Here is a 22220-nt window from a genome sequence, read left to right on the forward strand (position 1 = left end):
AATAAGGTTTCTTTACAAGAACAAGCCGAGTCTCAAGCAAGACAAGCGCTTCAATCTATTCTTGAAAGTGCCCCAGCACCGAAACCTGTGACCGAACCATCACAAAATTTTGCTGAGAAACAAAGTCAACGTCAAGCTAGTTTTGATAAGGCTGAAATAACGCCAATGGTTGATATTAATTCTGAAGAGAATCGTGTTGTTTTTGAAGGATATATTTTTGATGTAGAGCAACGTGAAACTAAGACGGGTCGAATTATTATTAATTTTAAGGTAACTGATTATACCTCTAGTTTTGCTATGCAACGATGGGTCAAAGATAGTGATGAGCTCGCTAAGTTCGATATGATAAAAAAGGGGAACTGGGTTAGGGTTCGTGGCCGTATCGAGAATAATCCTTTCACTCATAGTCTGACTATGAATGTGCAAGACATTAAAGAAATTTCACATACTCCTCGTAAGGATTTGATGCCTGAGGGACAAAAGCGTGTGGAATTTCATGCGCATACCAACATGTCGACTATGGATGCAATGCCAACTGTTGAAGATCTTATTGATACTGCTGCCTCTTGGGGGCACCCAGCAGTTGCTATAACAGATCATGCTAATGTTCAGAGTTTTCCTCATGGCTACCATAGGGCTAAAAAAGCTGGGATTAAGGCTATTTTTGGTCTTGAAGCCAATCTTGTTGAGGATAAGGTACCTATTGTTTATAATTCTGAGGATTTGGAATTAAAAGAAGCAACTTATGTTGTATTTGACGTTGAGACAACGGGCTTGTCTGCTGTTCATAATGATTTGATTCAGATTGCGGCATCAAAAATGCATAAAGGTAATATTATTGAGCAATTTGATGAATTCATAGATCCAGGACATCCTCTTTCTGCATTTACTACTGAGTTGACCGGTATTACTGATAATCATGTTAAAGGTGCTAAACCTTTAGTGCAAGTTTTACAGGAATTTCAAGAATTCTGTCAAGGAACTGTGCTAGTGGCCCATAATGCGACCTTTGACGTTGGTTTTATGAATGCCAATTACGAAAGACATCAGTTACCAACAATTTCACAACCGGTTATTGATACTTTAGAATTTGCACGAAATCTTTATCCTGAGTATAAGCGTCATGGTTTGGGGCCTTTGACGAAGCGGTTTGGTGTGGCTTTGGATCATCACCATATGGCCAATTATGATGCGGAAGCTACGGGTCGTTTGTTGTTTATCTTCATAAAAGATGTGTTTGATAAGCACGGTTTGACTAATCTGGAACAGTTGAACACGGATTTGGTTTCTGAAGATTCGTATAAAAAGTCTCGTGTCAAACATGCGACGCTGTATGTTCAGAATCAAACTGGCTTGAAGAATATCTTTAAGTTAGTAAGTTTATCAAATGTCTCATACTTTGAGGGAGTAGCACGTATTCCTCGTACGGTCTTAGATGAGTATCGTGAGGGAATTATTGTAGGTTCTGCTTGTGCTGATGGTGAGGTTTTTGATACGCTTCTGTCTCACGGTATTGACAAGGCGGTTGAAGTTGCTAAATATTATGACTTTATTGAAGTTATGCCACCGGCAATTTATGCACCCTTGATTGCAAAGGATTTAATCAAGGATGAGGAGGCTATAGAACAACTGATTCGGGATTTGATTGAAGTCGCTAATCGTCTGGACAAGCCTGTGCTGGCTACAGGAAATGTACACTATATCAACCCTGAGGATGCCATTTATCGTGAAATCATTGTTCGTGCTTTGGGACAAGGAGCCATGATTAATAGGCCAATTGGTAAGGGAGAAAATGCGAAACCTGCTCCTTTACCTGAAGCGCATTTTAGGACAACTAACGAGATGCTAGACGACTTTGCCTTTTTAGGAAAAGACTTAGCCTATGAAATTGTTGTAACTAATACGCAGGCTATGGCAGATCAAATTGAAGAGGTTGAGGTTGTCAAAAAAGACTTGTACACACCTTTTATTGATCGTGCGGAAGAACAGGTTGCGGAGATGACATATGCTAGAGCGTTTGAGCTCTATGGTAATCCTTTGCCTGATATTATTGACCTGCGAATTGAGAAAGAGTTGTCTTCAATTCTTGGTAATGGATTTGCCGTAATCTACCTGGCTTCGCAGATGCTAGTTAACCGTTCAAATGAACGTGGCTACCTAGTTGGTTCGCGTGGATCTGTCGGTTCTAGTTTTGTTGCGACGATGATTGGAATTACTGAGGTCAATCCGATGCCGCCACATTATCTCTGTCCTAATTGTCAACACTCAGAGTTCATTACAGATGGATCTTATGGATCTGGCTTCGATTTGCCTGATAAGGAATGTTCAGAATGTGGAACGGAATATAAAAAAGATGGTCAGGATATTCCTTTCGAGACCTTCCTAGGTTTTGATGGGGATAAGGTTCCTGATATCGATTTGAACTTTTCCGGAGATGATCAGCCATCAGCCCACTTGGACGTTCGTGATATTTTTGGAGAACAATATGCTTTTCGTGCCGGAACAGTCGGAACTGTTGCAGATCGGACGGCTTATGGTTTTGTTAAAGGTTACGAACGTGATTACAATAAGTTTTACCGTGATGCCGAGGTCGATCGTTTAGCTATGGGGGCTGCGGGTGTTAAGCGAAACACAGGTCAGCACCCGGGTGGTATCGTTGTTATTCCAAATTATATGGATGTCTATGATTTCACACCTGTTCAATATCCGGCAGATGATGTAACGGCTGCCTGGCAGACGACTCACTTTAACTTCCACGATATTGATGAGAACGTGTTGAAGCTTGATATTCTGGGACATGATGATCCGACTATGATTCGTAAGTTGCAGGATTTATCAGGAATTGATCCAAAAGATATTCGAGCAGATGATCCAGATGTAATGAAACTTTTTTCAGGGACTGATATTTTAGGGGTAACACCTGAACAGATTGGGACACCAACGGGAATGTTGGGAATCCCTGAGTTTGGGACTAACTTTGTTCGTGGTATGGTCGACGAGACGCATCCGACGACCTTTGCGGAACTCTTACAGTTATCTGGTTTGTCCCACGGAACAGACGTTTGGTTAGGTAATGCACAAGATTTGATTAAGGAAGGTATCGCCACTCTGAAAACAGTTATCGGTTGTCGTGATGATATCATGGTATACCTAATGCATGCGGGATTAGATCCTAAGATGGCCTTCACGATCATGGAACGTGTTCGTAAGGGGATGTGGTTGAAGATTTCCGAAGAAGAGCGTAATGGCTATATTCAAGCCATGCGTGAAAATAATGTTCCAGACTGGTACATTGAATCTTGTGGTAAAATCAAGTACATGTTCCCTAAAGCCCATGCGGCAGCCTACGTTATGATGGCCCTGCGTGTAGCTTATTTCAAAGTGCACCATCCTATTTATTACTATTGTGCCTATTTCTCAATTCGAGCTAAAGCATTTGAGCTTAAGACGATGTCTGCGGGTCTTGATGCTGTTAAAGCTCGAATGGAAGATATTAAGGAGAAGCGCCAACGAAATGAAGCGACTAATGTTGAAAATGACTTATTTACAACGCTTGAAATTGTCAATGAAATGTTAGAACGTGGCTTTACCTTTGGTCAGTTGGATCTTTATAAGAGTCAGGCAACTGAATTTCTGATTGAAGGAGATACTTTGATTCCACCGTTTATTGCACTTGAAGGTTTGGGTGAGAACGTTGCTAAGCAAGTGGTTGCTGCACGTGAAGAAGGTGAATTCCTTTCCAAGACAGAATTGCGTAAACGAGGAGGCCTATCATCAACCTTGGTTGAAAAATTGGATGAAATGGGAATCCTAGGAAATATGCCAGAAGATAATCAATTAAGTCTTTTTGACGATTTCTTTTAATAGCTAAAGAGAATCGTCATCAACTTTGAGAGAATGGAGTCAGTCTCTGTTCTCTTTTTGTTTAGGGGTCTGCATGTGATGCTAAAAAGCCAAAGCTGAGAGGAAACCTTTTTCTTCGTCTTATGGTATACTGATAGAAAATTATAGTTTCAAGGAGTTAATTATGGTTTTACCAAATTTTAAAGAAAATCTTGAGAAATATGCTAAATTACTGGTTGCTAATGGGATTAATGTACAACCTGGTCACACAGTGGCCTTGAGCATTGATGTAGAACAAGCAGAGCTAGCACACCTCTTAGTTAAAGAAGCCTATGCTCTAGGAGCAGCTGAGGTAATCGTTCAATGGTCAGATGATATTATTAATCGCGAGCGCTTCTTGCATGCTGATATGGACCGCATCGAAGAGGTTCCTGCCTATAAAAAAGCTGAAATGGAATATTTGTTAGCCAAGAAAGCAAGTCGTTTAGGTGTTCGTTCATCAGATCCGGGCGCCCTTAATGGTGTAGCTCCTGAACGTTTATCTGCTCATGCTAAGGCTACTGGAGTGGCCTTTAAACCTATGCAGGTGGCAACTCAGTCTAATAAGGTTAGTTGGACGGTAGCTGCTGCAGCTGGTAAAGAATGGGCTAAGAAAGTCTTTCCTGATGCTTCGAGTGATGAGGAAGCTGTAGATTTACTTTGGGATCAAATTTTCAAGACGTGTCGTGTCTATGAAGAGGACCCTGTACGTGCCTGGAAGGAACATGCTGACCGTTTGGATGCTAAAGCACGCCTACTCAATGAGGCACAATTCTCAGCTTTGCACTACCAAGCACCTGGAACAGATTTGACTCTAGGATTGCCTAAAAACCATGTTTGGGAGTCTGCAGGTGCCATCAATGCACAAGGTGAAGGCTTCCTTCCTAATATGCCAACAGAAGAGGTCTTTACGGCACCTGATTTTCGTCGTGCAGATGGTTATGTCTCAAGTACAAAGCCTCTAAGTTACAATGGTAATATTATCGAGGGAATCAAGGTAACCTTTAAAAACGGTGAAATTGTAGATATCACAGCGGACCAAGGTGACGAAGTGATGAAGAATCTCGTCTTCAACAATAATGGGGCGCGTGCTCTAGGTGAATGTGCCTTGGTACCAGATCCAAGTCCTATCTCACAGTCAGGAATCACCTTCTTTAATACTCTTTTTGATGAGAATGCGTCCAACCACCTAGCTATTGGAGCAGCCTATGCTACCAGTGTTAAGGGTGGAGCAGACATGACAGAAGAGGAGCTTAAGGAAGCTGGACTTAATCGTTCTGATGTACACGTAGACTTTATGATTGGTTCAAATCAAATGGATATTGATGGTATCCGCCAAGATGGTAGTCGTGTACCGATCTTCCGAAATGGGGATTGGGTAATCTAAGTATGATGGAGAATTTATCATGATTGGAAGTATGATAGTTGGTTTTCTCATTGGCCTTATTGCCTCTGCTATATCAAATAGGGGTGAACGTATGGGCTGTATTGGTAAGACCTTTGTTGGATGGCTAGGTGCTTTTGTTGGTCAGCTTCTTTTTGGAAATTGGGGACCGATGCTAGCAGATACTGCTATCGTTCCATCAGTACTGGGTGCTGTTATCTTATTAGCCCTTTTTTGGAATCGTAATAGTTAGAAATGAAAGAGTTCTGAGGTATTGGTTAGATATCTAAGGACTCTTTTTTCTTATTTTTTCATTTTCATATACCACTTTTAGAAAAACTGTGGTAGAGTAATAAAAACAGCATCTATTTGGAAAGGACTAGAAATGAGTGACTTAGATAAAAACATGGCTGTAAAAAGTATGGTAGTTATGCGTAAAGCTTTTCGTACCATCGATGCCAAGGTTTCTGAGACCTTTAAAGAATTTAATTTGACACCAACTCAATTTGGAGTCATGGACGTGCTTAATGCCAAAGGTCGCATGAAGATTGGCGAATTAATTGACCGCATGCTTGCCACCTCCGGGAATATGACTGTTGTCATTAAAAATATGGAGAAAAAAGGTTGGTTGACGCGAGAAGCCTGCCAAACAGATAAGCGTGCTTTCGAGGTTGATTTGACGGATGAGGGCCGTCGTATTATTCAAGCAGCAATCCCGCCACATCAGCAAGCTATTGAGGAGACTTTTTCCGTTCTGACACCTGAAGAGCAGGCACAGTTGGTAGAGCTCCTGAAAAAATTTAAGAATGTCTGAGCATATTTCTTTATATTTCTAATGGAATCCTATATATTACTATGTAGTAATAAAAAACAATTATTAGAAATACAAAGGAAGTGTATTATGAAAAACATTTTATTTATCGTTGGGTCTCTTCGCAAGGGATCATTTAACCACCAATTAGCAGAAGAAGCTGAGAAAATGCTAGCTGGTAAAGCTAATATTTCTTATCTTGACTATAGTCAAGTACCTGTTTTTAATCAGGATTTAGAAAGTCCAGTTCTTCCAGTTTTGGCAGAAGTTCGAGAACAGGTCTTGGCAGCAGACGCAATTTGGATTTTCTCACCGGTTTATAATTTCTCAATTCCTGGGCCAGTGAAAAATTTGCTTGACTGGTTGAGCCGTGCCCTTGACCTATCAGATCCTTCAGGGCCATCAGCTCTTCAAGATAAGATTGTAACCGTGTCATCAGTTGCTAATGGTGGTCACAATCAACTTTTTGATGCCTACAAAGACTTGTTACCATTTATCCGTACCCAAGTGGTCGGTGATTTTACAGCGACACGTGTAAATGATACAGCCTGGGCGGATGGGAAATTCCTAGCAACTGAAGAAGTTCTTGAAAGTCTTCAGAATCAAGCGGAAGCTTTGATTGAAGCGATTAAATAAGAATAATGAATACCCGAGGTTTCTAGCTTCGGGTATTTTTATATGCAATAATGAAAAAAGACACCCTAAGGTGTCTTCGTATTATGAAGGCGGTAGACGGATTTGAACCGACGATCAAGCTTTTGCAGAGCCGTGCCTTACCACTTGGCTATACCGCCATAACAGATACCATTCTATCGAAAAAAAAAAGATTCGTCAAGTCTCTTTCATCAAATTGACGGGGTGTTTGTTCAAACTGCCTATTTACAAGAAACATAAAGAGGTTGAAAGACATTCAACCTCTTCATATTAATTGTAACTGTTGAAGATAGATTACTAACACGCAAGTGTTGATTATTGTCTAATCAAGTAATCAAAGGCTCCAATAGCAGCTGTAGCACCAGACCCCATGGAGATAATGATTTGCTTGTAGGCGCTATCTGTACAGTCACCTGCAGCAAAAATACCAGGGATATTTGTTGACCCAAATTTATCAACGATAATTTCTTGGCGCTCATTGAGTTCAATGCCACTATCTTTGAGCCAAGCAGTACTTGGTACAAGACCAATTTGAACAAAGACACCTTCAAGATCAAGATGTTTTTCTTCGTTTGTATCACGCTCAACGTAATTCAAACCAGTTACATGATCTTGACCAACAATTTCTTTGGTTGCAACGTTCTTAAGAATGGTCAGATTATCAGTTTTAGCAGCTCGTTCTTGTAAGACTTGATCTGCCTTTAATTCAGGTAAGAACTCTAAGACCGTAACATGTTTAGTAATGCCGGCTAAATCTAAAGCCGCTTCCAAACCTGAGTTACCACCACCGATAACTGCAACATTCTTCCCTTCAAATAGTGGACCATCACAGTGTGGGCAGTAAGTAACACCTTTATTGCGGAATTCTTCCTCGCCAGGAACGTTGATATTACGCCATTTGGCTCCGAGAGCTAGGATGGCAGTTTTGGATTTTAAAACGGCACCGTTAGCCAGTGTCACTTCAATAAGTTCTTTCTTTTCGATGCCAGTAGCTAATTGACTTTTGATGATATCAACATCATAAGATTTCGTATGCTCTTCAACTTGGGCCATTAACTTAGGACCTTCTGTATATAGCGTACCAATCATGTTCTCAATGCCGACTGTTTCGATAACTTGTCCACCAAAGGTTTCTGCTAAAAGACCAGTTTTTAAACCTTTACGGGCAGCATAGATGGCCGCACTGTTTCCAGCAGGACCACCACCAATAACCAAAACATCATAGACACCTTTATCAGCGAAAGCATCAGCATCAAGTGGTCCGTCCAATTTTTCTACAAGTTGTTCAATGGTTGCACGACCAGATGTAAATTCTTCTTGATCTTTGTAAACCGTAGGAACAGACATGATACCTTTGGCCTTGACCTCATCCTGATACATACCACCTTCAATCATGGTGTGAGTGATATTTGGGTTCAAAACAGCCATTATATTAAAGGCTTGAACAACGTCTGGACAATTGTGACAAGTTAATGAAACATAAGTTTCTAAATCGATGGGTTTATCAATCTTCTTGATACGTTCGATAGTGTCCTCATCAACTTTAGGTGGACGACCAGAAACTTGCAAGAGAGCTAAAATGAAAGATGTGAATTCGTGGCCCATTGGTAAGCCTGAGAAAATAACACGACTTTTTTGCCCTTTTTGTGCAATACCAAAACTAGGTTGACGTTTTAAATGTGTTGATTCAAGACTAATACGGTCAGACATAGCGGCAATCTCGTCTAGAAATTCTTTTACTTTTCGAGAATTATCGTCATCCCCTAAGTCTGTTTGTAATACAATATCAGATTCTAGTAAATTTAAATATTGTGCTAATTGCGTCTTGATTTCTTTATCTAAGACCATGGATACCCCCTGGTTGTTAAATTTTACCTACAAGATCTAAGCTAGGAGTAAGTGTTTCAGCTCCTTCTTTCCATTTGGCTGGACAAACTTCACCTGGATGTTGACGAATATATTGAGCAGCACGAACTTTATCAATAAGAGTGCTTGCATCACGTCCAATACCATCAGCGTTGATTTCCATCATTTGGATAACGCCATCTGGATCAATAATAAATGTACCACGTTGTGCGAGGCCATCTTCTCCAAGAACATCAAAACCTTGTGAGATGTGGTGTGAAGGATCTCCAATCATAGGATAAGTAATAGTTCCAACAACATCTGAGTCATCATGCCAAGCTTTGTGAACAAAGTGAGTATCAGTAGAGACAGAGTAAACCTCTACACCAAGAGATTTAAGAGTTTCATATTGTTCTTGAAGGTCACCGAGTTCAGTTGGGCAGACAAATGAGAAATCTGCAGGGTAGAAGCAGAAAACAGCCCATTTTCCCTTAACATCTTCATCTGTAACAGTAATGAATTCCCCGTTGTGGTAAGCTTGTGCTGAAAATTCAATAATTTCTTTTCCGACTAATGACAAAATAATGTCCTCCTCTATTTTTGATAGCCTAATTATAAACAAAATACTTATCAACCTCAAAGAAAACGATTGCAATTTTAATGCGGGTAATTTTTTTCTAATGATTAGCCTGATTTTAGAGCTTGTCAAATGTCACTTTTTTTGATAGACTACTATAGTTGCGTAAAGTGACAAATACTCATTCTAAGCCGATTGTGGTCTTGTTGCCGCAGGGTGGGACTGCAAGTCTAAAGCTTAGAAGAGGAAAAAACAATTTTTAAGGAGAAATACTCATGGCAGTAATTTCAATGAAACAACTTCTTGAGGCTGGTGTTCACTTCGGTCACCAAACTCGTCGCTGGAATCCTAAGATGGCTAAGTACATCTTCACAGAACGTAACGGAATCCACGTTATCGACTTGCAACAAACTGTAAAAATGGCTGATACAGCTTACGAATTCGTTCGTGAAGCAGCAGCTAACGATGCAGTAATCTTGTTCGTTGGTACTAAAAAACAAGCAGCTGAAGCAGTAGCTGAAGAAGCAACTCGTGCTGGTCAATACTACATCAACCACCGTTGGTTGGGTGGTACTCTTACAAACTGGGATACTATCCAAAAACGTATCGCTCGTTTGAAAGAAATCAAACAAATGGAAGCTGATGGAACTTTCGAAGTTCTTCCTAAGAAAGAAGTTGCACTTCTTAACAAACAACGTGCACGTCTTGAAAAATTCTTGGGTGGTATCGAAGATATGCCTCGCATTCCAGATGTAATCTACATCGTTGACCCACACAAAGAACAAATCGCTGTTAAAGAAGCTAAAAAACTTGGTATCCCAGTTGTAGCGATGGTTGATACAAACGCTGATCCAGATGAGATTGATGTAATCATCCCAGCTAACGATGACGCTATCCGTGCCGTTAAATTGATCACTTCAAAAATGGCTGATGCTATCATCGAAGGTAACCAAGGTGAAGATGCTTCTGCAGATTTCCAAGAAGCAGCTGCAGCTGATTCAATCGAAGAAATCGTTGAAGTTGTCGAAGGTGACAACAACTAATCTTTAAGATTGGTTTGGGCTCAATGCCCACTAAAGATACGACAAACACCTAAGGGGCGGGGCTCAGCCCTGCCCCTTAGTTTGATAAAATAAATTTGGAGAAAAACAAAATGGCAGAAATTACAGCTAAACTTGTTAAAGAATTGCGTGAAAAATCTGGTGCTGGTGTCATGGACGCTAAAAAAGCATTGGTTGAAGTTGAAGGTGATATCGAAAAAGCAATTGAATTGCTTCGCGAAAAAGGTATGGCTAAAGCAGCTAAGAAAGCTGACCGTGTTGCAGCTGAAGGTTTGACTGGTGTTTACGTTAACGGTAACGTTGCAGCAGTTGTTGAAGTTAATGCTGAAACTGACTTCGTTGCGAAGAACGCTCAATTCGTTGAATTGGTAAACGAAACAGCTAAAGTAATTGCTGAGGGTAAACCAGCTAACAACGAAGAAGCACTTGCATTGACTATGCCTTCAGGTGAAACTCTTGAAGCTGCATACGTAACTGCTACAGCTACTATCGGTGAAAAGATTTCATTCCGTCGTTTTGCAGTTGTTGAGAAAACTGATGCACAACACTTCGGAGCTTACCAACACAACGGTGGACGTATCGGTGTTGTTTCAGTTATCGAAGGTGGAGATGATGCTCTTGCAAAACAAATCTCAATGCACATCGCAGCGATGAAACCAACTGTTCTTTCATACACTGAATTGGACGAACAATTTGTTAAAGATGAATTGGCACAACTTAACCACGCTATCGATCAAGATAACGAAAGCCGTGCTATGGTTAACAAACCAGCTCTTCCACACCTTAAATATGGTTCTAAAGCTCAATTGACTGATGCTGTTCTTGCTCAAGCTGAAGAAGATATCAAAGCTGAGTTGGCTGCTGAAGGTAAACCAGAAAAAATCTGGGATAAAATCATCCCAGGTAAAATGGACCGCTTCTTGCTTGACAACACTAAAGTTGACCAAGCATACACACTTCTTGCTCAAGTTTACATCATGGACGACAGCAAAACAGTTGAAGCTTACCTTGAATCAGTAAACGCTTCAGTAGTAGAATTCGTTCGCTTTGAAGTTGGTGAAGGTATCGAAAAAGCATCTAACGACTTTGAATCAGAAGTTGCAGCTACAATGGCAGCAGCTCTTAACAACTAATTCTAGTTACTAGATAAAAAGAAAAGAAGTTACGTGAATGAATCGTAGCTTCTTTTTTGTTGCTATTAAAAAACGTCTGAGTATGCCCCAGACGTTGAAAAAGTAATTAATGAGCGAAGGTATTTACACCAAGTAGAAGAGAGAGTGTTCCCATGATGATACCTGCAAGGATAACCCCAAGCATAACAGCAATAACACTACGTTTAAAGTCCCAATCTAGGATAGATGCTGCTAGGGTACCAGTCCAAGCTCCTGTTCCTGGAAGCGGAATTCCCACAAAAAGGAGAAGGGCCCAGAAGACACCCTTATCTCCGGCAGCTTTTTCAAGTTTTTGGCCACCACTGTGACCTTTTTTAAGACACCAGGTAAAGAAACCACCAATTAGAGGTTTGTCTGCCCCCCATTCGAGAACACGGCGGGCGAAGAAGAAGATAATTGGGACTGGAATCATGTTCCCAATGACACAAAGAATTAGGGCTTGCCACCAAGGGATACCTGAGGCGATAGCAACAGGAACGGCTCCACGGAGCTCAACCAAGGGAATCATAGAGATTAAGAGTGCAATGATGTATTTCATGAGTAACCTTTCATAGGGAAATAAAATAAGAGATAAGACTCAAAATGACATGAGCTTTATCAAGAGTGATAAGACTAGTACTACTGCTAAAGTGCTAAAAAGTACTTGTTGGATTAGGTGGGTCTCAGCCTATTAAAGTGGATAGAAAATTTGAATCAAACACCTTAAGTAACCTAATATTTTAGTCTTATTTATTGTATCTTATATGGTCTCTAATGACAACTTTAAAAAGCTTTTTGAAGGTATAGTTTCCCATGAGCTGACATTTTTGGTATAATAATAGTCAGTTATAGTCAAATTAGACTGGAGGAATTAAGATGGCAAGAAATACATCAGATAGTATAGAAGAATATATTAAAGAATTGCTGGGCCAGTCTGGAATTGCTGAGATTCAACGCTCGAACTTAGCAGATACTTTTCAAGTTGTACCGAGTCAGATTAACTATGTTATTAAGACTCGTTTTACAGAAAGTCGTGGTTATATTGTTGAGAGTAAACGTGGAGGTGGCGGTTATATTCGTATCGTCAAGGTCAGATTCTCCGACAAGCACCACATGATTAATGATTTGCTTCAGAACTTGGCAGATCAGCTCAGCGAGCAGGTATTTACAGACTTGATTCAGTTGCTTTTTGATGAAAAAATCATCACTGAACGTGAGGGAAATTTGATTTTAGCAACTGCTAGTGATGATGTTTTAGGCGAAGATGCGGCTGCTATTCGTTCGCGTATTCTACGCTCGCTATTACTTAGATTGGATAGAAAAGGAAATTAGATGACGACATATTCAAGAAAAATGCAGGCCATTTTCCATCGTGCTCAGCTTGAGGCAGAGCGTTTTGGAAGTCCTTTCTTGGAGACTTGGCATGTGCTTCTGGCTATGGTTGAGGTTCCAGGATCTGTAGCCTACCTAACATTTACTGATTTTGAGGACCGTATTCGTGCGGAAGAGCTTGAGACAGCCGCTGTACTAGCGATGGAGAAAAGTCCAAAAGACTTGTCTGAATCCGATATTATCGATTTACGTGCACAGTCACATGCTTTAGAGGTTATGTTGCAAGAGGCAGAGGGAATTGCTAGTGTGACTGGTGCTGTAGAGGTAGGGTCTGAACATGTATTGATGGCCTTCCTTCTTCATAAGGATTTGATGGTTTGCCGTCTCCTTGAAGTTGCTGGTTTTCAATATAAGGATGACAGCGATAAGCCTCGCATTATCGATTTACGACGTTCTTTGGAGCGTTACGCAGGTCTTAGTAAGCAAGATTTGAAGGCCATTCATGACCTTCGTAAGCCTAAAAAATCAAAGGCATCAGGAAATTTTGCTAATATGATGCAGCCTCCTCAATCTTCTACTGGGGAACTGTCAGATTATACCAAAGACTTAACGGCAGTAGCCGAATTAGATGCTCTTGATCCTGTTATTGGACGTGAGAAAGAAATTTCACGCATGATTCAGGTTTTGAGTCGTAAAACGAAGAATAACCCAGTTCTTGTGGGTGAAGCAGGTGTTGGTAAGACGGCACTTGCGCTTGGCTTAGCACAGCGTATTGCTTCAGGCGAAGTACCTTTTGAGTTGGCTGATATGCGTATCTTAGAGCTTGATATGATGAGTGTGGTTGCAGGAACACGTTTCCGTGGCGATTTCGAAGAACGTATGAATCAGATCATTGATGAGATTGAAGCTGATGGAAAAATCATTCTTTTTATTGACGAATTGCATACGATTATTGGTTCTGGTTCAGGTATTGATAGCACCTTAGATGCGGCGAATATTTTGAAACCCGCTCTAGCACGTGGAACTCTTCATATGGTTGGAGCAACTACTCAAGCTGAGTACCAGAAGCATATTGAGAAAGATGCAGCTCTTTCTCGCCGTTTTGCTAAGATTACAATTGAGGAGCCAAGTGTACCTGAGGCGATTGATATTCTAAAAGGCCTACGTTCGTCTTATGAAGACTATCATCGTGTAACGATTACTGATGAGGCGGTTGAGACAGCAGTCAAGGCAGCCCACCGTTATTTGACGAGTAAAAACTTGCCTGACTCTGCCATTGATCTTTTAGATGAAGCGAGTGCAACTGTTCAAGGTCGTATCAAAAAAGAAGCCAAACGTGAGATAACGCCTTTGGATGAAGCGCTTCTATCTGGTGATATGAAGGCTGCTGTTAAACAATATAAAGCTAGCCAAAAAGCAAAATTACCAGAACCTGCCTTGGTAGATGCAGATCAGATTATGCAAACCCTTAGTCGTCTATCAGGTATTCCTGTTGAGAAGATGACTCAGGCAGATAGCAAGCGTTACTTGAATCTGGAAGCAGAGCTTCATAAACGTGTTATTGGTCAAGACGAAGCAGTTTCAGCGATTAGTCGTGCTATTCGTCGTAACCAGTCAGGTATTCGTACTGGAAAACGTCCGATTGGTTCCTTCATGTTCCTTGGACCTACTGGTGTTGGTAAGACAGAGTTGGCCAAGGCTTTGGCGGAAGTTCTCTTTGATGATGAGTCAGCTTTGCTTCGCTTTGACATGTCAGAATACATGGAAAAATTTGCGGCTAGCCGCCTTAATGGTGCTCCTCCAGGTTATGTTGGATATGATGAGGGTGGTGAATTAACAGAGAAAGTTCGCAATAAGCCTTACTCAGTTCTCCTCTTTGACGAGGTGGAAAAGGCTCACCCAGATATTTTCAACATCCTCTTACAGGTTTTGGATGATGGTGTCTTGACGGATAGTCGAGGTCGTAAAGTCGATTTCTCAAATACCATTATCATTATGACTTCGAACTTGGGAGCGACTGCTCTTCGTGATGATAAGACTATTGGATTTGGTGCCCAAGACATTTCTCATAATCACCAAGCAATGCAGTCACGTATCATGGAAGAACTTAAGAAGGCCTACCGTCCAGAGTTTATCAACCGTATTGATGAGAAGGTTGTCTTCCATAGTCTAGAGGAAGAGCAACTTCGTGAGATTGTCAAGATTATGATGAAACCGTTGGTATCAGCTTTGGCTGAAAAAGGGATTGACTTGAAATTCCAACCAGCTGCTCTCAAGCATTTAGCTAAAGATGGCTATGATGTTGAGATGGGTGCTCGTCCATTACGTCGCACGATTCAAACTCAAGTGGAGGACAAGTTATCTGAGCTCTTACTAGGTGGTCAAGTAGTTAGTGGACAAACTCTTAAAATCGGCTGCTCGAAAGATAAATTAACCTTTACAGTAGTGTAAAAATCAAACAAATAGACAGATTACAGGTGTAGTCTGTCTTTTTTTGTGTCAATAGGAGTCAAGATAGAGTCAATCTTTCTGTAAAGATGGGGTAAAAGAAAAAGCCGAGCAAAGCTCGACTGTAATAATTAGAGTTTTTCGTTGACAAAGTTGACAAAGTGATTCCACCAGACCTTGAGGAAGAAGCTTTTCTTAACTTCTTTACCAGCAACCAGTTCCATGCTAGGCATACCTTGGTTAGGCAAGTAACCTTCTCCTACAAGTGACTTATCTTCAAAGGTAGCAGTTCCAACCTTGTCACTTGAGTTGACAGGGGCTTGGACTTGATTTGTAGTAACTTTAATATGTTTACTATTGTTAGCATCTATTTTTTGGATGATATTAAAGTCAGACTTAGCAACAGCAGTGACTTGCTTAGATTTCCCATCAAGGACAGGGGCTTGGCTTTTACCGATGGCTTGTCCTTTTTTGGCAATGGTCTTGCTTTCCCAATGATAGACTACGTAATTAAGTAGGTCATTGGTTGCAGTGAAACGGGCGTAGTCATCAGTATCGGTATTATCAGCATTCAAAATGACTGTGATAATGCTCATGCCGCTTTCATTTGAGTGGGCCACGAAGGAAGCACCGGCTAAATCAGTGGTCCCTGTTTTTAGGCCATCCACTCCTTTACGGTAACTAGGTTGTCCCTTGAGCATATAGTTGAAGGTTTTGAGTTTGTTGACACCATCAAAATCAGCTTCAGTTTTTTTAGTGATATCGAGAATTTCAGGATATTCTTTCACCACGTGTTGTGCAATGATAGCAACATCTTTAGCACTCATGGTATTTTCTTCGTCTGATTTAGAGCCTGGATAGATATTGTCACCTAAGTAAGAATTATTGAGGCCAGAGGCATTGACAATCTTGGCATCAGTGATACCCCAATCTTTAAGTTGGGCTTTCATCATGTCGACAAACTTACTTTCGGTTCCTCCGATTTCCTCGGCTAGAGCAATAGATGCACTGTTGGCACTGGAAATAAGAGTTGCGTCAAGAAGTTGTTTGACAGTGTATTTGCGGGCATCTAGTGGAATATTAGATACTCCGGCACTGACAGTTAGTTCAAAGGGGTAGTCAGAAATGTCAACTTTGCTGTTCCATTTTAGGTCTCCCTGATCTACCGCTTTATAAACCATATAGGCTGTTAGGAGCTTGGTAATAGAGCCAACCCCTGTAGAGGTGGTTGCATCTTTTTCGTATAAAATCTTGCCAGTATTAGCTTCGACAGCGATGGCATGTTTGGCTGAGGCATCATATCCTTTTTTCTTATCTGCTGCAAAAGCAGGGGCTACGCTTCCCAGACAGAGTAAGAAGGTCATCATAAGCGTAATCAGTTTTTTCATGGTTTGTTCCTTCATGTGTTTTGGATATTTATTATACCACATTTTGAGAGGAACTTAAGGTGTTGAGAAGGAGCTTTTACTTACAAGACCAATTTTGAAGGCAAGATAAAACTACCTTTTGATATCTAAAAGGTAGTTTTGTGTTTACTTGTTTCCTGTAAAGAAATTAACGATATGGTTCCACCAAACTTTTAAGAAGAAACTTTTCTTGATAGATTGGTTGGCTGTTACAGAAATTTGAGGTGGATCAGAGATGTAACCTGTTCCAACGAGATCCTTATCATCAAAGGTCGCTGTTCCAATAGTGTCACCTTTTTTGATAGGTGCTGTTATAGTTTTTGCTTTGATTTTAACAGCATCATTTTTGCTGTTTATTTTTTGAACGACTGTAAGGTCCGACTCGAGCTTAGCAGATATGGTTTGACTGTCTCCATCGGCTACCTTAATATTATTTTTCTTGACGATTTGTCCTTTGGTGTTGAGGGTTTTGATTTCCCAGTTTTGAGTCACATAATCTAGCAACTCATTTGTGGCTGTGAATCTGGCAGCTTCATCTTCTCCACCATTATCTGCATTCATGACAACGGTAATCAAACTCATGCCATTTTCATTGGAGTGGGCTACAAAGGATGCTCCTGCAAGTTCAGTTGTTCCAGTCTTGAGTCCATCAACGCCTTCACGGTAGTTGTCTTGACCTTCTAACATGTAGTTGTGCGTCGTTAATTTGTTGTCACCTTCGAAATCAGTTTCGGTTTGCTTGGTGATTTCAAGTACCTGAGGATAGTCTTTGATGAGGTGGTCTGCAATAATGGCAACATCTAGAGCGCTCATAGTATTTTCGTCATCTGCTTTAGAGCCAGGATAGCGGTTATCCCCAAGGTATTTATTGTTTAGGCCAGAAGCGTTAAATAATTTAGCATCTGTAATGCCCCATTCTTTAAGTTGGGCTGTCATAGTGTCAACAAAGGCACTCTCTGATCCTGAGATTTTTTCAGCTAGAGCAATAGCAGCACTGTTAGCGCTGGAAATGAGGGTGGCATCCAGGAGCTGTTTAACAGTGTATTTTCGGGAATCTAGTGGGACATTTGAAACTTCTGAATCAACGGTTAAGTTGAAAGGATAGTCTGAAATATCTACTTCAGTGTCCCAGGTAATTTTTCCTTGGTCAACTGCTTTATAGACCATGTAGGCTGTTAGGATTTTAGTCATTGAAGCCACACCATCAGGAGTAGTGGCGTCCTTTTCATAGAGGACTTTCCCAGTAGTTGCTTCGATAGCAATCGCATGTTTAGCAGAAACATTGAAGTTATCTGTCTGTTCTTGTGCTAGAGCAGGTGTTACTAGGCCTAGTAAGATTAAGGCAATCATAATGATGTGTTGTAATTTTTTCATAGTCATTCCTTTGTCTCTCATAAGTGTTTATTATATCACAAAACGACTTAAATATCTGAGAGAAAGGGAGACTTGGGCGCTAACTTATGCCGGAGCTCTGCCATTTTTGACTATATTATGGTAAAATGAAAGTTATATCAAATGAATGACATAAAGTTGACCGGTTCGTTTTTTTAAGGGCTGGTCATGGATAAAAAGAGGGATCAAACATGGCTAAACAAACTTTTGAGATGACCTTTGCAGGACGCCCGCTTGTCGTTGAAGTTGGGCAGGTAGCCAAGCAGGCTAATGGTGCTGTCGTCGTGCGTTATGGAGATACAACTGTATTATCAACAGCTGTTATGTCTAAAAAGATGGCAACTGCAGATTTCTTTCCTTTACAGGTTAATTATGAGGAAAAAATGTATGCAGCTGGTAAGTTCCCGGGTGGCTTTAATAAGCGTGAGGGTCGTCCTTCAACAGATGCCACTTTGACTGCTCGCCTTATTGACCGTCCTATTCGTCCTATGTTTGCGGAGGGCTTTCGTAACGAAGTTCAAGTCATTAACACCGTCCTCTCTTATGATGAGAATGCTAGTGCTCCGATGGCGGCTATGTTTGGGAGTTCTTTAGCTCTTTCTATCTCTGATATTCCTTTCAATGGTCCGATTGCTGGGGTTCAAGTGGCCTATGCTGCAGAAGATTTCATCATCAACCCAAGTGCAGCGGATAAGGAAGTTTCACTTTTAGATTTGACAGTGGCAGGTACCAAGGAAGCTATCAATATGGTAGAGTCAGGTGCCCAGGAATTGTCTGAGGATATTATGTTGCAAGCACTCTTGAAGGGACATGAGGCTATTCAAGAGTTGGTTGATTTCCAAAATTATATCGTTGCAGCTGTTGGCAAGGAAAAGGCTGAGGTTGAACTTCTACAAGTTGATGCTGATTTGAAAGTCGAAATCGAAACAGCTTATTATGATCAATTAGCTAAGGCTGTTCAGGTGGAAGAAAAACTGGCGCGTGAAGCAGCAACCCAGGCTGTAAAAGAAGAGGTCCTCGCTTCTTATCAAGAACGCTTTGCGGAAGATGAGGATAAGGAAACTATTCTGCGTGATGTAGCAGAAATCCTTGAGCAGATGGAACATGCTGAAGTGCGTCGTTTGATTACAGAAGACAAGGTTCGTCCAGATGGTCGTCGTGTGGATGAAATCCGTCCTTTGGACGCAGAGATTGACTTTCTTCCTAAGGTTCATGGTTCAGGTCTCTTTACACGTGGTCAAACTCAAGCCTTGTCAGTTTTGACTTTGGCACCTATGAGTGATACACAACTTGTTGATGGTTTGGATCCAGAGTATAAGAAACGTTTCCTTCACCACTATAATTTTCCTCAGTATTCAGTGGGTGAGACAGGGCGTTATGGTGCACCAGGTCGACGTGAAATTGGTCACGGAGCCTTGGGTGAACGTGCCCTTGCTCAGGTTCTCCCAAGTGTTGAAGAGTTCCCTTATGCGATCCGTTTGGTAGCCGAAGTCTTGGAGTCAAATGGTTCTTCATCACAAGCTTCTATTTGTGCAGGAACCTTGGCGCTTATGGCTGGTGGTGTACCGATTAAGGCACCTGTTGCAGGTATTGCCATGGGACTTATCTCAGATGGTACTAACTACACTGTCCTAACTGATATTCAAGGTTTGGAAGATCATTTTGGAGATATGGACTTTAAGGTAGCTGGTACACGTCAAGGAATTACAGCTCTTCAGATGGATATTAAGATTTCGGGTATTACACCGGCCATTCTCGAAGAGGCTTTGGTTCAGGCAAAGGTAGCTCGTTTTGAAATTCTTGATGTTATTGAGTCAGCAATCGCTGAGCCACGTCCAGAATTGGCACCAACAGCACCTAAGATTGACAGTATTCAGATTCCTGTTGACAAGATCAAGGTTGTCATCGGTAAAGGTGGCGAAACTATTGACAAGATTATCGCTGAGACTGGTGTCACTATTGATATTGATGAAGAAGGTCTTGTTCAGATTTTCTCTAGTGATCAGGATGCCATTAACCGTGCTAAAACTATCATCTCTGATCTTGTACGTGAAGCTAAGGTTGGAGAAGTTTACACTGTACCCGTTGTGCGTATTGAAAAGTTCGGTGCCTTCGTCCACCTTTTCAATAAGACAGATGCTCTCATCCACATCTCAGAACTAGCTTGGGAACGTACTGAGCATGTCGAAGATGTGGTTAAAGTTGGGGGTACGGTAACTGTTAAGATTATCAAAATCGATGAAAAAGGACGTATCGATGCCTCAATCAAGGCCTTGCTTCCTAAGCCTGAAAAACTTGAGGAAGGGGAAAATGGAGGAGAGCAGCGACATCGCCGTCGTTCTCGTCATAAACCACGCCACCATAATGAAAGTGGTGAAACACCGAAAAATCCTGATAAATCAGAAACGAAAGAACAGACAGAAGAATGACAGAAAATCAAGAATTGCAAGCTTTTGATGAAACTCTAAAAGAATTTTTAAAGGAACCAGACCACTTTTTGACTAGTCTGGCTTTGGTTAATCACCTACAACGTACTCCCGTCTTGGCTGCCCAAGACCTCTACGCAGTTGAAGTGGAAGGAAAGAAGGTTGTTCCTGTCTTCACCAATGAACAGGACCTACAATCTTTCAAAGCTACTCAAGAGAGTGCTCGAGAACAAACTTGGGTAGAACGTTCGAGCTTAGATGTTTTAACACAACTTGTTCAGGCAGAGCTTTTTGGTCTTGCTTTCAATTTAAAAGAGGATGGTGATTTCTCGAATACTACTCTTTTTGCAAGCAGTGAACTCATCCAGTTTATCAACTATTTCACTCAGACCCTTAATAATCTTTTGGGTGAGGAAAATCAAAAGGCAGCTCCTAAAGATAAGATTTATCTTGTTCCAGCCTTCATTCACAAACGCGAGGAAGATGGCCAGGATGGCCGTTTCTTTGCGACCATGTCGAATGCAGAGGGACAAAGTTATGTGCCTGTGTTTACGAACTTAACGAGCTTTGCAAAATGGTACGGTAACGAGACTTTTGGTCTACCTTTCCGTAAGGCTAAAGGGACGATTTTACAGTGGCCACTGTCAGAAATTTACCAGCCTTCAACAGGTGAAAATGAGTTGGATAAGGTTCAAGGTATTGTCATCAATCCGTTTGATGAGCAGCCTGAGTTAGTCGACTGGTCTTATTTTGAAGGGGATAGCGAGTAGACCTAGTGTTGGTAGCTTTCCACTTTAAATAATAATAGGGCCACAGCAAACAATAATAACAATAATGATGTAAGGAGTGACCTAAATGGGTTGGTGGAAAGAAAGTATTGATATAGTAAAGAAAAATGACCCGGCAGCTCGGACGAGTCTAGAGGTTCTTTTAACCTACCCTGGCTTAAAAGCCTTGGCTGCTCATCGTATCTCACATTTTCTCTGGCGCCACCATTGTCGACTCTTAGCGCGTATGCATAGTCAGTTTTGGCGCTTTTGGACTCAAATTGAGATTCACCCAGGGGCTCAGATTGCTGAAGGTGTCTTCATTGACCATGGCTCTGGCCTTGTTATTGGTGAGACAGCTGTTGTGGAGAAGGGTGCTATGCTTTACCACGGTGTCACTTTAGGTGGTACTGGTAAAGATGTGGGAAAACGTCACCCAACTGTTCGTGAGGGTGCCTTGGTTTCAGCTCATGCTCAGGTCATAGGCCCTATTGAGATTGGAAAGAATGCTAAGGTCGGTGCGGCAGCTGTGGTTGTTGCGGATGTCCCAGAAGATGTTACAGTCGTTGGTGTTCCTGCTAAGGTTGTGCGTGTTCATGGTCAAAAGGATGAAGAAGTTATCCACGATATTGAAGAAGGTCGTGAATACTATAGCGAAAAGCTAGAAGACCTTCTAAAAGCAGCTAGCTTTCATTCATCACGTCTATAAGGAAAGGAAACGATGAAACTCTTTAGTTCAAAGGTGACTCGATTGACGGTTGTGGGTCCTCTTGCTCTTGTTTACATTGCTTTACATAGAGCAGACTATAGTATGGCCGCCTTATGGTTTTGCATTGCTCTGTTATGGGCCGGTCTTGTTTTTAAGCAACGACACAAGTGAGATTTGAGTAATGAAAAAATTCTTCAAGGACAATCCTTTTTTGGTCTTCTATATAGTTGGGAGTTTTCTTTCAGCTATGTCTCTCTTAGCTCAAGGTCAGCTAGATGCGGCTATTTGGATTATCATTCTCGTTATACTCTTGTGTTTGTACCTAAACCATATCAAAGATAAAAAATAGTTTCCAGTTAATTGAAAGGAATCTCT

The 22220-nt window shown here is 41.2% G+C and carries 17 protein-coding genes and 1 tRNA gene (1 of these 18 cut by a window edge); 12 read left to right on the top strand and 6 right to left on the bottom strand.

Going from position 1 to position 22220, the window contains the following annotated elements; all coding sequences use genetic code 11:
- The 5 genes from NST80_RS00455 to NST80_RS00475 all read left to right on the top strand — a co-directional run.
- On the top strand, positions 1 to 3864 hold the 3' portion of the coding sequence (locus NST80_RS00455) for a PolC-type DNA polymerase III (protein ID WP_002886329.1). It extends 531 nt beyond the left edge of the window; 3864 of the gene's 4395 nt are visible here — the last part of the coding sequence; the start codon falls outside the window, past its left edge; it ends in the stop codon at positions 3862 to 3864.
- 163 nt (positions 3865 to 4027) lie between these two features.
- Positions 4028 to 5269: an aminopeptidase gene (locus NST80_RS00460; RefSeq protein WP_064524489.1), complete on the top strand. Its 1242-nt coding sequence runs from the start codon at positions 4028 to 4030 to the stop codon at positions 5267 to 5269.
- 19 nt (positions 5270 to 5288) lie between these two features.
- Positions 5289 to 5519: a GlsB/YeaQ/YmgE family stress response membrane protein gene (locus NST80_RS00465; RefSeq protein WP_002889604.1), complete on the top strand. Its 231-nt coding sequence runs from the start codon at positions 5289 to 5291 to the stop codon at positions 5517 to 5519.
- 132 nt (positions 5520 to 5651) lie between these two features.
- A complete protein-coding gene (locus NST80_RS00470; RefSeq protein ID WP_060973199.1) occupies positions 5652 to 6080 on the top strand; it encodes a MarR family transcriptional regulator in 429 nt (142 codons plus the stop codon).
- Positions 6081 to 6167: 87 nt separating this feature from the next.
- Complete coding sequence (locus NST80_RS00475) at positions 6168 to 6713, top strand: NADPH-dependent FMN reductase (protein WP_021143435.1); 546 nt, start codon at positions 6168 to 6170, stop codon at positions 6711 to 6713.
- A gap of 87 nt (positions 6714 to 6800) precedes the next feature.
- Here the strand turns inward: NST80_RS00475 and NST80_RS00480 are convergent.
- The 3 genes from NST80_RS00480 to ahpC form a co-directional block, all read right to left on the bottom strand.
- A tRNA-Cys gene (locus NST80_RS00480) sits at positions 6801 to 6871 on the bottom strand.
- A 175-nt stretch (positions 6872 to 7046) separates the two neighbouring features.
- Positions 7047 to 8579 (bottom strand): alkyl hydroperoxide reductase subunit F, encoded by a 1533-nt coding sequence (gene ahpF / locus NST80_RS00485; RefSeq protein ID WP_038675041.1) that lies wholly within the window; start codon positions 8577 to 8579, stop codon positions 7047 to 7049.
- Positions 8580 to 8595: 16 nt separating this feature from the next.
- A complete protein-coding gene (gene ahpC / locus NST80_RS00490; RefSeq protein WP_064520680.1) occupies positions 8596 to 9156 on the bottom strand; it encodes an alkyl hydroperoxide reductase subunit C in 561 nt (186 codons plus the stop codon).
- A 272-nt stretch (positions 9157 to 9428) separates the two neighbouring features.
- Here ahpC and rpsB point away from each other — a divergent pair, with 272 nt between their 5' ends.
- A complete protein-coding gene (gene rpsB / locus NST80_RS00495; RefSeq protein WP_002886342.1) occupies positions 9429 to 10196 on the top strand; it encodes a 30S ribosomal protein S2 in 768 nt (255 codons plus the stop codon).
- Between the two features lie 110 nt (positions 10197 to 10306).
- A complete protein-coding gene (tsf, locus tag NST80_RS00500; RefSeq protein WP_002886343.1) occupies positions 10307 to 11347 on the top strand; it encodes a translation elongation factor Ts in 1041 nt (346 codons plus the stop codon).
- A gap of 106 nt (positions 11348 to 11453) precedes the next feature.
- On the opposite strand, the gene NST80_RS00505 is transcribed toward tsf, so the two are convergent.
- On the bottom strand, positions 11454 to 11924 hold the full coding sequence (locus NST80_RS00505) for a small multi-drug export protein (RefSeq protein WP_004182164.1): 471 nt from the start codon (positions 11922 to 11924) through the stop codon (positions 11454 to 11456).
- Positions 11925 to 12241: 317 nt separating this feature from the next.
- On the opposite strand from NST80_RS00505, the gene NST80_RS00510 reads away from it, so the two are divergent.
- Both NST80_RS00510 and NST80_RS00515 read left to right on the top strand, forming a co-directional pair.
- The gene (locus NST80_RS00510; protein WP_014633783.1) at positions 12242 to 12697 is read left to right on the top strand and encodes a CtsR family transcriptional regulator; all 456 of its coding nucleotides are present in this window, start codon (positions 12242 to 12244) and stop codon (positions 12695 to 12697) included.
- On the top strand, positions 12698 to 15148 hold the full coding sequence (locus tag NST80_RS00515; protein ID WP_118172279.1) for an ATP-dependent Clp protease ATP-binding subunit: 2451 nt from the start codon (positions 12698 to 12700) through the stop codon (positions 15146 to 15148).
- A gap of 128 nt (positions 15149 to 15276) precedes the next feature.
- On the opposite strand, the gene pbp3 (NST80_RS00520) is transcribed toward NST80_RS00515, so the two are convergent.
- Positions 15277 to 16533 (bottom strand): D-alanyl-D-alanine carboxypeptidase PBP3, encoded by a 1257-nt coding sequence (pbp3, locus tag NST80_RS00520; protein WP_183138047.1) that lies wholly within the window; start codon positions 16531 to 16533, stop codon positions 15277 to 15279.
- A gap of 144 nt (positions 16534 to 16677) precedes the next feature.
- Positions 16678 to 17925, bottom strand: a complete 1248-nt coding sequence (gene pbp3 / locus NST80_RS00525) for a D-alanyl-D-alanine carboxypeptidase PBP3 (RefSeq protein ID WP_073689842.1) — start codon at positions 17923 to 17925, stop codon at positions 16678 to 16680.
- A gap of 209 nt (positions 17926 to 18134) precedes the next feature.
- On the opposite strand from pbp3 (NST80_RS00525), the gene pnp reads away from it, so the two are divergent.
- The 3 genes from pnp to cysE all read left to right on the top strand — a co-directional run bounded on the left by pnp (position 18135) and on the right by cysE (position 21845).
- Entirely contained in the window at positions 18135 to 20372 is a 2238-nt protein-coding gene (gene pnp, locus NST80_RS00530; RefSeq protein WP_002886349.1) for a polyribonucleotide nucleotidyltransferase, read from the top strand.
- The gene (locus tag NST80_RS00535) at positions 20369 to 21139 is read left to right on the top strand and encodes an SseB family protein (RefSeq protein WP_183138049.1); all 771 of its coding nucleotides are present in this window, start codon (positions 20369 to 20371) and stop codon (positions 21137 to 21139) included. The genes pnp and NST80_RS00535 overlap by 4 nt, the downstream gene beginning before the upstream one ends.
- 85 nt (positions 21140 to 21224) lie before the next feature.
- Complete coding sequence (gene cysE / locus NST80_RS00540; RefSeq protein ID WP_002886354.1) at positions 21225 to 21845, top strand: serine O-acetyltransferase; 621 nt, start codon at positions 21225 to 21227, stop codon at positions 21843 to 21845.
- Positions 21846 to 22220: the final 375 nt, after the last annotated feature.

Source organism: Streptococcus sp. FSL K6-1323 (assembly GCF_038630745.1).
In the GTDB taxonomy this organism is placed as follows: domain Bacteria; phylum Bacillota; class Bacilli; order Lactobacillales; family Streptococcaceae; genus Streptococcus; species Streptococcus salivarius_D.